Source organism: Burkholderia anthinoferrum, assembly GCF_002925705.1.
Taxonomy (GTDB): Bacteria; Pseudomonadota; Gammaproteobacteria; order Burkholderiales; family Burkholderiaceae; genus Burkholderia; species Burkholderia semiarida.
The window spans coordinates 1-13481 of the sequence record NZ_LFZP01000067.1 but is presented as its reverse complement, the minus strand read 5'-3'; the positions used below and the strand labels follow the sequence as shown (position 1 = coordinate 13481).

Genomic DNA, 13481 nt, shown 5'->3' with positions numbered 1-13481 from the left:
ATGGCGCCCCTTCTCATGTGAGACGACAATGTCCTGGTTCGTTTATGAAGTGCCCGAATACCACGAAGACGCCGCCCGTATCGAACCCTTCAGCGACCTGCGTAGCCGCGTGCTGAAAGCCGGTGGCCCGGCCATGGCAGACGACCTGGAAAGCGTTCGTGAAGACGCAGCGGCGACGGCGGACACGCCGGAGCGCCCGCTGCGTACGCCGGAAAATCCGCAAGTCTTTCCGATTCCTTACGCCGACTCGATGATTCTGGTCGGATTCATCTTCGATCTGAAACGCGAATTCCGGCAGCTGGTCGTGTCGCCCGTGGAAATGCCCTGGCTGAAAGACGCGTAAAGCGTGGCTCCGGCGTGATGTCGTACACGGCGATTCGTTCACGGATCGTCGTGACGAGACTGTCCGGATCGGCACGCGCGCAGGCCCGCCAGCATCGCGATCTGACTGCCGCCCCCACGTACGAGCTTTATCTGCACTGGCATCCGCGCTTTCATCACGAGCCGGCCAACCGCTGGATCCGCGACGCGATGAGCGAACTCGTCAAGGGGCCGATGCAGCACGCGCCGTTGCCGAATACGAAGCGGATGCGGACGACGGGGGCGCAATAGCCCGCGCGGTGGCGGCGGGCCGCGGTGATCGCCGCGCGGCTCGCGCCGCGTGGCCGGAAAGGAGCAGGCGCGACCCGACCTCCACGATGGACGTAATCGCCGGCAGCAGTCCCTGGCTCAGCGGCGTCACTTTTCGGCGACAACGAATGGGGCCGTACCGCTCGAGTCGGGATCCGCATGCGCGCGGCCCGCGCCTTGCTCATTGCAAGGTGCGCAACATTCCCCGTTGCGACAAGGAGCGCAAAATGACACGTCAACAGCAACAGCCGGACAAACAGGACGGCGACGCGAAACCTGCCCAGAAGCCCGATGACGGGCAGTCGACCTTCGAAACCGATATTTCAGAAACCGGCGAAGACGGTACCACGGTGCGTCAGGCCGAGGTTCGCGAGGACGATCTCTCCGAAGTGAAGCCGCCGTCGGGCCCGGCGCGTTGAGCGCACGAAACCGGCGCGACGGCGTAGTCACGCCGCCGCGTCTATTCGCATGCGTTGCAAATTCCGCCTTCTTCCTCTCCGTGCCCGCTCTCTCCACCAGCCGCCGATGCGCGGCAGCAAGCCGGCCACGCGCCGCGTGACCGACTACGTGCGGATCGCGTGCACTCCCCTCTTGAAATTCGGTCGGCGTATCCTATTTTAGGTATCGCTCAAGGCAGTCGCGGTTTACGCGCTGCGTGTTTCGATTTGTTAGTCAGCGACCCTCATCGCGGATGGACGAACTGGAGCGCGTGGTCCGGTTCATCCCCCGCAGGGGTACAACAGGAGCGAGTCATGAGCGATATCTTCTTCCCCTCCGATCTGCTGGCGGAATTCGACCGCCTGCAACGGCAGATGGCCGGCATGTTCACGGGTTTTCCGGCCAGCCTGCGCGCCCCGCGGCCCGGTGCGTTTCCACCGGTCAATATCGGCAGCACCGACGATACGGTCGAGATCGTCGCGTTCGCGCCGGGTCTCGACCCCGCGAAGATCGACATCTCGGTCGATCGCCGGCTGCTGACGATCAGCGGCGAGCGCACGCCCCCGGACGGCGCCACGGCCGACGACGAGCGGCGCGTCTACGCGAACGAGCGGTTCATGGGCGCGTTCCGCCGCGTGGTCGAACTCCCGCCGCATGCGGACCCCGACAAGATCGAGGCCCGCTATACGAACGGCTGCCTGACGATCACCGTCGGCAAGTCGGAAGCATCGAAGCCGCGGGCGATTACGGTCCAGTAAAACACGGCGCAACGTCACGAACGCATGACGGAGGACATCATGAGTGACACCAACACGACTGAATTGACGACCCGTTCGGCCGATACCGGAACGGCCGTGACGAGCCGCGAACCGGCTCGGCGCGACACGCCGCGCACGCGGATTGCGCCAGCCGTCGACATCGTCGAGGATACGCACGGCATCACGTTGTACGCGGACTTGCCGGGCGTGCCGCGCGAAAAGCTCGACGTCCGCGTGCATGACGGCAGCCTTGCGATCGAAGCGGAGGCCGTCATTCCGACGCCACCGGGGCTGCGCCTGCAGCACGGCGAAGTGCAGCATCCGCACTTCTCGCGCGCCTTTACGCTCAGCCCGGACTTCGACGTGTCGCGCATCGACGCGCAACTGCGCGACGGCGTGCTGAAACTGAGCATCCCGCGGCGCGAAGAAGCGAAGCCGCGGCGCATCCAGGTGACGGCGGCATAAGCGGACGCGCCGGCCGCGTTTCATCGACCGGCGCGACCCGCGACGCTTGCCGGCATCCCGCGCTTGCGCTTGCGGCATGAAGTGCTGGCGCCCCGCTTTCGCGGCGGCGCCAGCGCGTCGTCACACCTGTCGAATTTTCCTGCAGGAGGCACCCGATGCATACCAACAGGACGCTCGAACATGGCGGATATGAGGTCCGGGCCGTGGTGACCGACACGGAGACGGGCCGCTACTCGGCGGCGGCGATCCTCACGGATCGCGACGGGGAAACCCGGACGCTCGGCGTCGACGGCGACTTCGCCGATACCCGCGAAGCATGCGACCAGGCGCTCGAACTCGCGGTCGCGTGGATCCAGCGACGGTCCGTCGTGTCGGACCGGTATGTCAGACGTAATCAAGCCGGGTCAAGCAGCGATTCGGATCGCGAACGGCGCACGCGACGCCAGGACGGTCGGCCGATCATCCGAGCCACGACCTGATAGTCGCTCGCATCGCGCCGACCGAGATCCCGTACCGCTCGTGCAACGTCGGCAACGCGCCCGCCGCGAGATACGCATCCGGCAGGGCGATCTGCCGAAACGGCACGGTAACGCCGGCCCCGAGCAGCGTGGTCGCCACCGCTTCGCCAAGCCCGCCGATCGCCGTATGGTTCTCCGCGACGATGACCATGCGCCCTTTGCGCCCGGCCTCGCGGACGATGGTCGCCGTGTCGAGCGGCTTGATTGTCGGTACGTGCAGCACGGCGACGTCGACGCGGTCGGCTTCGAGCGCCTTCGCGACCTCGAGCGCACGCATCGTCATGATGCCGGACGAGATCATCAGGACGTCGTTGCCGTCGCGCAGCAGCTTGGCCTTGCCGAGTTCGAAACGGTAATCGTATTCGTCGAGCACGGCCGGCACGTTGCCGCGCAGCAGACGGGCATACACCGGCCCGTTGTGCGCGGCGATGGCCGGCACCATCTGCTCGATGTCCAGCGCGTCGCACGGATCGATCACGGTCATGTTCGGCATCGCGCGCATCAGCGCGAGATCCTCGGCGGCCTGGTGGCTCGGCCCGTAGCCGGTCGTGAGCCCCGGCAGCGCGCAGACGAGCTTCACATCGAGATTGTCCTCGGCAATCGCCTGATGAATGAAGTCGTACGCGCGGCGCGTTGCAAACACCGCATAGGTCGTGACGAACGGCTGCGCGCCTTCGTGCGCAAATCCCGCCGCGGCGCCCATCAGCAATTGCTCCGCCATGCCCATCTGGTAGTAACGCTCGGGAAATGCCTTCGCGAAGACGTGCAGGTCGGTGTACTTGCCGAGATCGGCCGTCATGCCGATCACGTTGCCGTTCGTGCGTGCGAGTTCGGTCAGCGCATGGCCGAACGGCGCGGCGCGGGTCGCCTGCCCTTCCGCCGCGATGGAGGCGATCATCGCCGAGGTCTTCAGGCGCGGCTTGTTGTCGACGGTGCTCATGCGTGTCTCCCTGCTTCGAGTGCATCGAGCGCGAGTTGCCACTCGTGCGCATCGACCCGGATGAAATGGCTTTTCTCGCGTGCTTCGAGGAACGGCACGCCGCACCCCATCCTCGTGTCGCAGACGATGATGCGCGGCTGCGGCGCGTGATGCCGGCGCGCGTGGTCGAACGCGCGCTTGACCGCATCGATGTCGTTGCCGTCCACGCGTTGCACGTACCAGCCGAACGCCTCGAGCTTGTCGACCAGCGGCTCGAACGCCATGACCTGGGTCGACGGGCCGTCGGCCTGCTGGTTGTTCACGTCGACGATCGCGATCAGGTTGTCGAGCTTCCAGTGCGCGGCCGACATCAACCCTTCCCAGATCGCGCCTTCGTCGAGCTCGCCGTCCGAGAACAGCGTATAGACGAACGCATCCGAGCCGTTGCGCTTCAGGCCGAGACAACGGCCGACCGCGATCGTCAGCCCCTGCCCGAGCGAGCCGCCGGACATTTCCATGCCGGGCGTGTAGCTCGCCATGCCGGACATCGGCAGGCGACTGTCGTCGCTGCCATAGGTTTCGAGTTCAGCGGCCGGCAGGATGCCGGCTTCGAACAGCGCCGCGTACAGCGCGATCGCGTAGTGCCCGTTCGACAGCAGGAAGCGGTCGCGCCCTTCCCATTCGGGATCGTCGGCGCGATAGCGCATCGCGCCGAAATACGCGACGGCCAGCACGTCGGCGATGTCGAGCGCCTGGCCGACATAGCCCTGCCCCTGCACTTCGCCCATCAGCACGGCATTTCTTCGGATGCGGTACGCGCGCTCGGCGAGCGTGACCGGTTCATGAATGGTTTCGGTCTCCATCGATATCTCCATGTGGGAAGGAATACGAATCGAATCAGCGGTTGACGGATCGGGGCACGAGGAACACCAGCAGCGCGCCGGCCGTGATCGCGATGGCGATGAACACGAGTCCCGCGGTCGACTTGCCGGTCAGGTCGTTCAGCCAGCCGACGATCGCCGGCGAGAAGAAACCCGCGAGGTTGGCAAAGCAGTTGACCGCGGCGATGCCGGCTGCCGCCGACATCCCGCCCAGCAATGCGGTGGGCAGCGACCAGAACTGCGACGACGACGCGAGGATGCCGGCGGACGCGATACTCAGGCATACGATCGACGCGCCGACGCTACCGAGCATCGGCAACGTCGCGAAGCCCGCCGCCGCGACCAGCATCGGCACCGCGAGATGGAAACGGCGCTCGCGGCGGCGATCCGCGCTGATGCCGATCAGCGGCAGCGCGACGATTGCGCAGGCATACGGAATCGCGGTCAACAGGCCGACCCACAGCGGATCGGCCACGCCCGCCTTGCGGATGATCGTCGGCAGCCAGAACGTGAGGCCGTATTGCCCGAGCACGACACAGAAGTAGATCGCCGCCATCAGCCAGAGGCGACGGTCCGCGACGAACGTACGGATCGATGCATGGGCAGTGGTGTGCTCGGCGTCGGCCGATACGTTGCGTGCGAGCAAGGCCTTTTCGGCGTCGGTCAGCCATGTCGCGCCGGCGATGCCGTCGTCGAGATACAGCAGGATCGCGAAGCCCAGCACGAACGACGGCAGCGCCTCGAGCAGGAACAGCCACTTCCAGCCGGCCAGCGACATCGCGCCGTGCAGCGCATGCATGATCGCGCCCGACAGCGGCCCGCCGACGATCCCGGCGAGCGGAATCGCCATGAAGAACAGCGACAGCGCCTTCGCGCGCCGCGCGGACGGGAACCAGTACGTGAGGTACAGGATCACGCCCGGCGCAAAGCCCGCTTCGGCGACGCCGAGCAGAAACCGCAGCGCGTAGAACGCGGTGGGCGACTTGACGAACACGAAGCTCGCCGAGATCACCGCCCACGTCAGCATGATGCGCGCGAGCCAGCGGCGCGCGCCGACGCGATGCAGGATCAGGTTGCTCGGCACCTCGAACACGAAATAGCCGAGGAAGAAGATGCCCGCGCCCATGCCGTAGACGGCCTCGCTGAAACGCAGGTCGTTGAGCATCTGCAGTTTCGCGAACCCGACGTTGACGCGGTCGAGATACGCGCCGAGGTAGCACAACATCAGGAACGGGATCAGCCTGCGCGCCACCTTCGCGTATGTGGCGGTCTCGAAGGTCTGCGCGTCGTCCCGTTGCAGCGTCTCGCCCTGAACCGGCGATGCGGGGTACTTTGCTCTCATGTCTGTCTCCTGCCATGGCCCCGGGTTGTCCCGGGTGCATGATGGTCGGCGCCGCTTATCGGGCGGCGCCGTTCTCAGTGAATCAGCATCCCGCCATTGACGTCGAGCGTGACGCCCGTCAGGTAGCTCGACAGGTCGCTCAGCAGGAACAGGCACGCATTGGCGACATCGGCGGCATCGCCGAGCCGGCCGAGCGGAATGCCCTTGATGATGTCCTCGCGCATGTCGGGCGTCAGCTTGTCGCCGGTGATGTCGGTCTGGATCAGGCCGGGCGCGATCGAATTGACGCGGATCCGGTCGGCGCCGAATTCGCGCGCCATCGCCTTCGCGAGGCCGAGCACGCCGGCCTTGGCGGCGCTGTAGTGCGGCCCGCCGAAAATGCCGCCGCCGCGTTGCGCGGAGACCGACGACATGCAGACGATGCTGCCGCCGCGCTGCGCCTTCATCGCGGGCAGCACCGCTTGCGACATGTACAGCGTGCCGCGCAGGTTCACGTCGACGATCGCATCGAAGTCGCGCGCCGAGATATCCAGCGTGCGCACGGGCTGCGTGATGCCGGCGTTGTTCACGAGGCCGTCGATGCGGCCGAAGTGCTCCAGCGCCGCGTGGGCGGCCGCAACGCATGCGTCGCGGTCGGTGACGTCGCATGCGAGGCCGAGATGGTCGCGGCCGAGTTCGGCGGCGGCCGCTTCCGCGTCTTCGCGGCGAAGGTCGAGGATCGCCACGCGTGCGCCCTGCGCGGCCAGCGCGCGGGCCGTGGCCTTGCCGATACCGCGTGGCGACGCGGCGCCGGTCACGATGATGGCCTGGTTGTCGAGCAACATCGCTTGTCTCCTGTGTTGATGTGTTGTCCGGAGTGTCGGCTCACCGGGCACCCGCATCAACGCGGAAACGTTCAGCCATAGTTGAGAAAATTTCAGATATCGGCCGGCTGCCGGTGCTGCACCGCAATATCGGGGGCGGGCCGCCGGACGTGTCGTTCAATCCGCCCGCTCGTGAGCGGCGACCTCCCGCTCGATCCAGGCAAGGAAGCGCTTCACGCGCGGCAGTTCCGCGTTCTGCCGCGGGTACACGAGATGATGCGCGCCGACTTCGACCGCGTGGGCCGCGCCGAAGACCGGCACCAGCAGCCCTTCGCGGATCTTCACCGACGCGAGCATCAGGCTTTCGAGCGCGATGCCGAGGCCGAGCGCGGCGGTTTCGAGCGACATGTATGAACGGTCGAACGAAAAATCGAAGGTCTTCTGGGCCGCAAGCGGGACGCCGGTCCGCCCGAACCACTGTTTCCACTGGACCAGCGGCGTTTCGGAATAGATCAGACGATGCGCGAGCAGGTCTTCCGGCGCGTTCACCGAATGCCGTTCGAGATAGCGCGGCGACGCGAGCGGCGCGATGAATTCGCCGCGCACGGTCCGGACCTCGAGATTGTCCCAGTTGCCGTAGCCGTGCCGGACGTCGATGTCGTAGAAGCCGTTCGAGAACGACACGTTTTCGTATGAGCACGCGAGGTTCAGCTGGATATCGCCGTTCGCCTCCTGGAACGACGACAGTCGCGGCAGCAGCCACATCAGCCCGAAGCTCGGGCTCGAATGCACGCGCAGGATATCGACTTCCGTGCGGCTCGACGCGCGCTCGGTCGCGCGGCTCAGGTCGGCCAGCGAGCCGGTGACGTCGGCCAGATAGCGCTCGCCGGTCGGCGTGAGGACGAGGCCACGCCCGGCGCGCTGAAACAGCGGCTGACCGATCTGCGATTCGAGGTTGCTGAGCTGATGGCTCACGGCGGACGCGGTCAGGCCGAGCTCTTCCGCCGCGCGGTTGACGCTTTTGGTCCGGGCGACGCTTTCGAACGCGATGATGGCCTTGAGCGGTGGAATGCGCATGCTGGAATCCGTTGAAGAGAGCGGCTCGCCCGAGTGGCCGGCGCCGCGCCGAAGCATTGCCCGGCCAAAAGCGATACGGTACATCAGGAAGCGGCGCGGAACGATCGATTCGCGGCGCGGCCCTCGGCATCGTGACCGGCCCGGCGGCACCCCGCGCCGCGCGATCGCCGCCGCACGGACGACGCCGCACGCATGATGCCGGCGGAATCATGCAAAATGCTGCGCATCCTGAGTGGCGGAGATTCACCCGTGAGCATCAACTTCGATTTGACGGACTTGCAGGCGTTTCGCGCGGTGGTGGAAACGGGCAGTTTCCGCAAGGCCGCCGATGCGGTCAACCTTTCCCAGCCTGCGTTGAGCCGCCGGATCGACAAGCTCGAAGACGCGCTCGGCGTGCGGCTCTTCGAGCGCACCACGCGCCGCGTCGCGCTCACCACCGTCGGCCGCGTGTTCGCGCAGAGCGCCGAACAACTGCTCGACGATCTCGACGCCGCGCTGCTCGGCATCCGCGACGTGTCGTCGAGCCGCCTGGGCCATGTGACGATCGCCTGCGTGCCGTCGGTCGCCTACTACTTCCTGCCGCCCATCATCGCCCGCTATCATCAGCGCTTTCCGCGCATCCGGGTGAAACTGCTCGACGCCAGCGCGAACGACGTGCTCGGCGCCGTCATCAGCGGCGAGGCGGATTTCGGCGTGAGCTTCCTCGGCAGCCAGGAGGCCGAGATCGAGTTCAAGGTGTTGCTCCAGGAACGGTTCGTCGCCGCCTGTCGTCGCGACCACCCGCTCGCGCGCCGGAAGCGCGTGACCTGGAGCGAACTCTACGAGCACGATTACGTGTCGGTGGACAAGACTTCCGGTAACCGCCTGCTGCTCGACCAGGCGCTGGCGGCCGTCGCGCCGCGTAAGCCGAGCGTGTGCGAGGCGCGCCACGTCACGACCCTGCTCGGCCTGATCGAGGCGGGGCTCGGCGTCGCCGCGGTGCCGTCGATGGCGATGCCGGGGCATGACCACCCTGTCCTCACGAGCGTGCCGCTCGTCGAGCCGGCCGTGAAACGGCGCGTGGGCATCGTCAAACGGCGCGGGCGCTCGCTTACGCCGGCCGCCGAGGCGTTTCACCGGATGATCGTCGACGCGAAGCGCGGCGGCGCCGCCGGCAACGGCACATCGGCATGACGAAGACGGCACGCAAACGAAGGAAGACGGCATCGTGAGGTGGGCCCGGCTGTTCAAATCGCTCTACGTGCAGGTCCTGCTCGCGATGATGCTCGGCATCGGCATCGGTCACGCGTGGCCGGCCGCAGGCGCGATGTTCAAGCCGCTCAGCGACGCGTTCGTCGCGCTCGTGAAGATGACCATCGCCCCGATCGTCTTTTGCACGATCGTGTCGGGCATCACGTCGTTGTCGGACGGGCGGGCCATCGGCCGCACGATCGTGCGGGCGCTCGCCCTCTTCTATCTGTTGACGGCCGCCGCGCTCGCGTTCGGGCTCGCCGCCGCGTACGTGCTGCAACCGGGCGCCGGCATGCACATCGACGTTCATCATCTGGATGCGAGCATCCTGGCGCCGTATGCGAGGCATGCGGAGCCACGCAGCCTCGTGGCGTTCGCGCTCGGCGTGATTCCGGACACGATGCTCGGTGCATTCGCGACCGGCGAAGTGTTGCCGGTGCTGCTGCTGTCGCTGTTGTTCGGTTTCTCGCTGAATGCCCACCCGCGCGCCGGCCGGCCCGTTCTTGCGCTGATCGACGGCATCGCCCAGGTCGTCTTTCGCGTGCTGGCGATGATCATGCGGCTCGCGCCGCTCGGCGCATTCGGCGCGATGGCGTTCACGGTGGGCCGCTTCGGCATCGGCTCGGTCGGCTCGCTCGCGAAGCTGATGGTGTGCTTCTACGTGGCTTGCGTGCTGTTCGTCGCGCTGGTGCTCGCGCCGCTCGCGCGGCTGCACGGCTTCGCGCTGTGGCGGCTCCTGCGCTACCTGCGCGAGGAGTTGCTGATCGTCCTCGCGACCTCGTCCACGGAGCCGGTCCTGCCGCGCCTGATCGTCAAGCTGGAAGCGCTCGGCTGCGACAAGGGCGTGGTGGGGCTCGTGCTGCCGGCCGGCTATTCGTTCAATCTGGACGGTACCGCGATCTATCTGACGCTCGCGGCATTGTTCATCGCGCAGGCGTGCGACATCCCGCTTTCCGCGCCGCAGATCGCGACGATGCTCGCGATCATGCTGCTCACGTCCAAGGGAGCGGCCGGCGTGTCCGGCAGCGGGCTCGTGGCGCTGGTCGCGACGCTTGCCGTGATGCCCGACCTGCCCGTCGCCGGCGTCGCGCTGCTGGTCGGCATCGATCGCTTCATGTCGGAGGCGCGCGCGCTGACCAGCGTGATCAGCAATGCGTGCGCGGTGATTTTCGTGTCGTCGTGGGAAGGCGCGTGTGATCGTACGCGGCTGGTGCGGCGGCTCGCCGTGGCCGGGCCGGCGTCGGCGGACGCGGCCGATGAAGACGCTGCCGCCGCGAACGGGGGCGGTGACGGGAAGGCGGTCTGACGCCAAGCCTTCCGTCGATCGGGCTCAATGTGCGGAAACGGAATCCAGGCCGGTCGCTTTCACGTCGGCCTGCACGTCGGGCGACGCAAGATAGTCGAGCAGCGCCTTCGCTTCCCGCGGGTGCTGCGCGCCGACCGGGATGCCTGCGGCGAAGCGCGTGACGGACTGCAGCGATTCGGGAATCTTGCCGACGAAGGTCGCGCCCTTGACGGGCAGCAGCTCGCTGACCTGCTGGAAGCCGATTTCGTAGTCGCCGTTCGCGACGACCGACGCCACCGGAATCCGCGGAATCATCTTCGCCTTCGACTTCACCTGCTCCTCGATGCCGAGCTTCCTGAACAGCTCGCGCTCGACGTACACGCCGCTCGCGCTGTCCGAATAGGCGATCGATTTCGCGTGCAGCAGCACCTGCTTGAGGCCTTCGGCGGTGCTGATGTCGGGTTTCGCCGCGCCGTCGCGCACGACCATGCCGATGCGCGAATCGGCCAGCTCGACGCGGGATTCGGGGATGACCTTGCCTTGCTTGATCAGATCGTCCAGCGCGTAGCCGACCATGATCACGGCGTCGGCGGGCTCGCCGCGCGCGAGCCGGTTCGGAATCGCTTCGGGCGACTTGCCCATCGACGGGCCGAGCGCAGTCGCGAGCGTGTTGCCCGACGTGGACGCGAACCGGGGGCCGAGCACCTTGTAGGCGGCGGTGAAGCCGCCCGAGCTCATCACGTGCAGTTCGGCGGCCTGTACGTTGTGGACGTTGGCCGCCACCGCCGCGGTGGCGACGAGCGCGGTCGCGCAGAATTTCAGAAGCGGATTTCTCATGGTCGTGGTCGTGGTCGTGCGGATTCGTGGGTACGAGTGAACGTTCCGGATGAGCGGGACATCAATGCGCGGGCGTCAACGTCGCCGCGTGGCGACGATAGAGCGCGAACGTCGCGAGCAGCGCGCACACCGCGGCGAAGCTCATCCAGTAGCCCGGTGCGGCCTTGTCGCCCGTCATGTGAATGAGCCCGGTCGAAATGGCCGGCGTGAAGCCGCCGAACACGGCCGTCGCGAGGCTGTACGCGAGCGAGAAGCCCGCGACGCGCACCTGCACCGGCATCACTTCGGTGAGCGCGACGACCATCGCACCGTTATAGATGCCGTACATGAACGACAGCCAGAGCAGGACGAGCAGCATGTTCGCGAACGACGGCGCGTGAGCGAGGAACGACAGTGCCGGGTAGGCGGTCACGACGGCGAGCATCGTCATGCCGACCAGCAGCGGCCGGCGGCCAATCCGGTCGGACAGCGCCCCGCCGATCGGCAGCCACACGAAGTTCGACACGCCGACGCAGAGCGTCACGAGCAGGCTGTCGGCGGTGCTCAGATGCAGCACCGTCTTGCCGAAGGTCGGTGCATAGACGGTGATCAGGTAGAAGCTCGTGGTGGTCATCGCGACCAGCATCATGCCGGCGATCACGACGCCCCAGTTCTGGACCAGCGTGCCGAACACTTCCTTCATGCCCGGGCGATGCTTGCGCGCCTTGAATTCCCGGGTTTCCTCCAGGTTGCGGCGCAGCATGAAGATGAACGGCACGATCATGCAGCCGACGAAGAACGGCACGCGCCATCCCCAGGTGGCGATCTGCGCCACGCTCAGCGACTGATTGAGTGCGAAGCCGAGGCCCGCGGCAACGACGATCGCCACCTGTTGGCTCGCCGATTGCCAGCTCGTGAAGAAGCCCTTGCGGCCCGGCGTCGCCAGCTCGGCGAGATAGACCGATACGCCGCCGAGTTCGGCGCCCGCGGAGAAGCCCTGCAGCAGCCGGCCGATCAGCACGAGCACGGGCGCCAGCAGGCCGATCGTCGCGTAGCCCGGCACGAATGCGATCAGGATGGTGCCGCTCGCCATGATGGACAGCGTGACGATCAGGCCCTTGCGGCGGCCGACCTCGTCGATGTACGCGCCCAGCACGATGGCGCCCAGCGGCCGCATCAGGAAGCCGGCGCCGAACACGGCGAAGGTCATCATCAACGACGCGAATTCGCTTTGCGCGGGGAAGAAGACGTTGGCGATCTGCGTGGCGTAGAAGCCGAACAGGAAGAAGTCGAACTGCTCGAGAAAATTGCCGGCCGTGACGCGAAAGATCGCGGCGGCCTTCGAACGTTCGGCCGGAAGGCTGGACGAGGGATGCATCGGGGTGTCTCCTGAAAATCCTGGAATACGCGGGAGGGGCGGGTCGATTGTCGTTTTCCGGCATGTTGGCGCGGTATTGATGAAACGATAAGTGCGATTTTCGGAATGATTGATGCGATATGGTTATCAATCGACCGGAATCTCCACCGCTCCGGGAGTGGCCGCACGCGCCGCCGCGTCTCGCGATGCCGCGGCCGTCCGCCGGCGGCCATGTCGGCCTCGATTTTCCGTTACCCGTGCCGTTAACCCGGATTTGCCCGGCGCAATTGCAGCCGGCATCGGATACCGCACGCGAGCATGCCCGCCTTCACTTCGATCGAGAAAATCGCCGACTGGGCCGGACGCCACCCGCTCGTCGTCGGCGCGCTGGGCACGCTGATGTCGCTCGCGGCGCTCGGGATCAGCGCGGTGACGCTGTGGGCCGCGCGCAGCGAAGTCGTCGTGCACGCGCACGAGACGTCGCGCAACGTCGCGGCCGTGCTCGCGAGCCAGATCGCGCGGACGGTCGAAACGTCGAACAACGCGCTGATCGCGCTGGCTGCCAATCTCGGCCAACCGGCCGTGCAGCGCATGGACGCGGGGTTGCGGCACGACCTGCTGTTCGAGCGCACCGCGGCGCAATACGTGACCGGCATGGGCGTGACCGACAGGCGCGGCCGGCTGATCGACGGGTGCTGCGGCGCGACCCGGCAGTGGGACTTCGGCGATCGCGACTACTTCAAGGTCCATCGCGATGCGGACAACGTCGGGCTCTACGTGTCCCAGCCTTATCGCGCACGCTCGCGCGACGGCAAGGAATCCATCGCGCTGTCGCGGCGCATCGAGCGGCCGGATCATGCGTTCGACGGGATCGCGGTCGTCGCGATCGATCTCGCTTACTTCGAGCAGCTCCTGTCCCGGCTCGACGTCGGCCCGAACGGGGTCAGCGCGATCGTGCGCGC

General features: G+C 66.8%; 15 protein-coding genes and 1 pseudogene. 9 read left to right on the top strand and 7 right to left on the bottom strand.

From position 1 onward, the window contains the following. Window positions 1–28 precede the first annotated feature (28 nt). From C5F75_RS33050 to C5F75_RS33020, 6 genes and pseudogenes are all read left to right on the top strand, one after another. Entirely contained in the window at window positions 29–343 is a 315-nt protein-coding gene (locus C5F75_RS33050; RefSeq protein ID WP_059577992.1) for a hypothetical protein, read from the top strand. Between the two features lie 50 nt (window positions 344–393). Beyond that, the gene (locus C5F75_RS33045) at window positions 394–612 is read left to right on the top strand and encodes a hypothetical protein (RefSeq protein WP_226094208.1); all 219 of its coding nucleotides are present in this window, start codon (window positions 394–396) and stop codon (window positions 610–612) included. A 245-nt stretch (window positions 613–857) separates the two neighbouring features. Further along, a complete protein-coding gene (locus tag C5F75_RS33035; protein WP_059577987.1) occupies window positions 858–1049 on the top strand; it encodes a hypothetical protein in 192 nt (63 codons plus the stop codon). A 333-nt stretch (window positions 1050–1382) separates the two neighbouring features. Continuing rightward, the gene (locus C5F75_RS33030; protein ID WP_059577984.1) at window positions 1383–1826 is read left to right on the top strand and encodes an Hsp20/alpha crystallin family protein; all 444 of its coding nucleotides are present in this window, start codon (window positions 1383–1385) and stop codon (window positions 1824–1826) included. A 39-nt stretch (window positions 1827–1865) separates the two neighbouring features. Beyond that, on the top strand, window positions 1866–2291 hold the full coding sequence (locus tag C5F75_RS33025) for an Hsp20/alpha crystallin family protein (protein ID WP_059578060.1): 426 nt from the start codon (window positions 1866–1868) through the stop codon (window positions 2289–2291). Window positions 2292–2446: 155 nt separating this feature from the next. Beyond that, window positions 2447–2683: pseudogene (locus C5F75_RS33020) on the top strand (hypothetical protein); the annotation flags it as partial. Between the two features lie 67 nt (window positions 2684–2750). On the opposite strand, the gene C5F75_RS33015 reads toward C5F75_RS33020, so the two are convergent. The 5 genes from C5F75_RS33015 to C5F75_RS32995 form a co-directional block, all read right to left on the bottom strand. Next, complete coding sequence (locus tag C5F75_RS33015; protein WP_059577979.1) at window positions 2751–3749, bottom strand: transketolase family protein; 999 nt, start codon at window positions 3747–3749, stop codon at window positions 2751–2753. Beyond that, window positions 3746–4591 (bottom strand): transketolase, encoded by an 846-nt coding sequence (locus C5F75_RS33010; protein WP_059578056.1) that lies wholly within the window; start codon window positions 4589–4591, stop codon window positions 3746–3748. Before C5F75_RS33010 ends, C5F75_RS33015 begins: the two co-directional genes overlap by 4 nt. A 34-nt stretch (window positions 4592–4625) precedes the next feature. Then, window positions 4626–5951, bottom strand: a complete 1326-nt coding sequence (locus C5F75_RS33005) for an MFS transporter (protein ID WP_104013334.1) — start codon at window positions 5949–5951, stop codon at window positions 4626–4628. Window positions 5952–6025: 74 nt separating this feature from the next. Continuing rightward, window positions 6026–6775, bottom strand: coding sequence for an SDR family NAD(P)-dependent oxidoreductase (locus tag C5F75_RS33000; RefSeq protein ID WP_059577973.1), 750 nt, complete (start codon window positions 6773–6775; stop codon window positions 6026–6028). Window positions 6776–6931: 156 nt separating this feature from the next. Beyond that, window positions 6932–7831: a LysR substrate-binding domain-containing protein gene (locus tag C5F75_RS32995; RefSeq protein WP_104013333.1), complete on the bottom strand. Its 900-nt coding sequence runs from the start codon at window positions 7829–7831 to the stop codon at window positions 6932–6934. Window positions 7832–8080: 249 nt separating this feature from the next. On the opposite strand from C5F75_RS32995, the gene C5F75_RS32990 reads away from it, so the two are divergent. Both C5F75_RS32990 and dctA read left to right on the top strand, forming a co-directional pair. Continuing rightward, a complete protein-coding gene (locus tag C5F75_RS32990; protein ID WP_104013383.1) occupies window positions 8081–9004 on the top strand; it encodes a LysR family transcriptional regulator in 924 nt (307 codons plus the stop codon). A 34-nt stretch (window positions 9005–9038) separates the two neighbouring features. After that, the gene (dctA, locus tag C5F75_RS32985; RefSeq protein WP_104013332.1) at window positions 9039–10367 is read left to right on the top strand and encodes a C4-dicarboxylate transporter DctA; all 1329 of its coding nucleotides are present in this window, start codon (window positions 9039–9041) and stop codon (window positions 10365–10367) included. Window positions 10368–10391: 24 nt separating this feature from the next. On the opposite strand, the gene C5F75_RS32980 is transcribed toward dctA, so the two are convergent. Both C5F75_RS32980 and tcuC read right to left on the bottom strand, forming a co-directional pair. Further along, complete coding sequence (locus tag C5F75_RS32980; protein WP_059577966.1) at window positions 10392–11183, bottom strand: substrate-binding domain-containing protein; 792 nt, start codon at window positions 11181–11183, stop codon at window positions 10392–10394. A gap of 61 nt (window positions 11184–11244) precedes the next feature. Next, the gene (tcuC, locus tag C5F75_RS32975) at window positions 11245–12540 is read right to left on the bottom strand and encodes an MFS transporter (protein ID WP_059637460.1); all 1296 of its coding nucleotides are present in this window, start codon (window positions 12538–12540) and stop codon (window positions 11245–11247) included. Between the two features lie 297 nt (window positions 12541–12837). Between tcuC and C5F75_RS32970 the strand changes: the two genes are divergently transcribed. After that, window positions 12838–13481: PDC sensor domain-containing protein (locus C5F75_RS32970; protein ID WP_456151272.1), on the top strand; the 644-nt coding region annotated here is incomplete at its 3' end.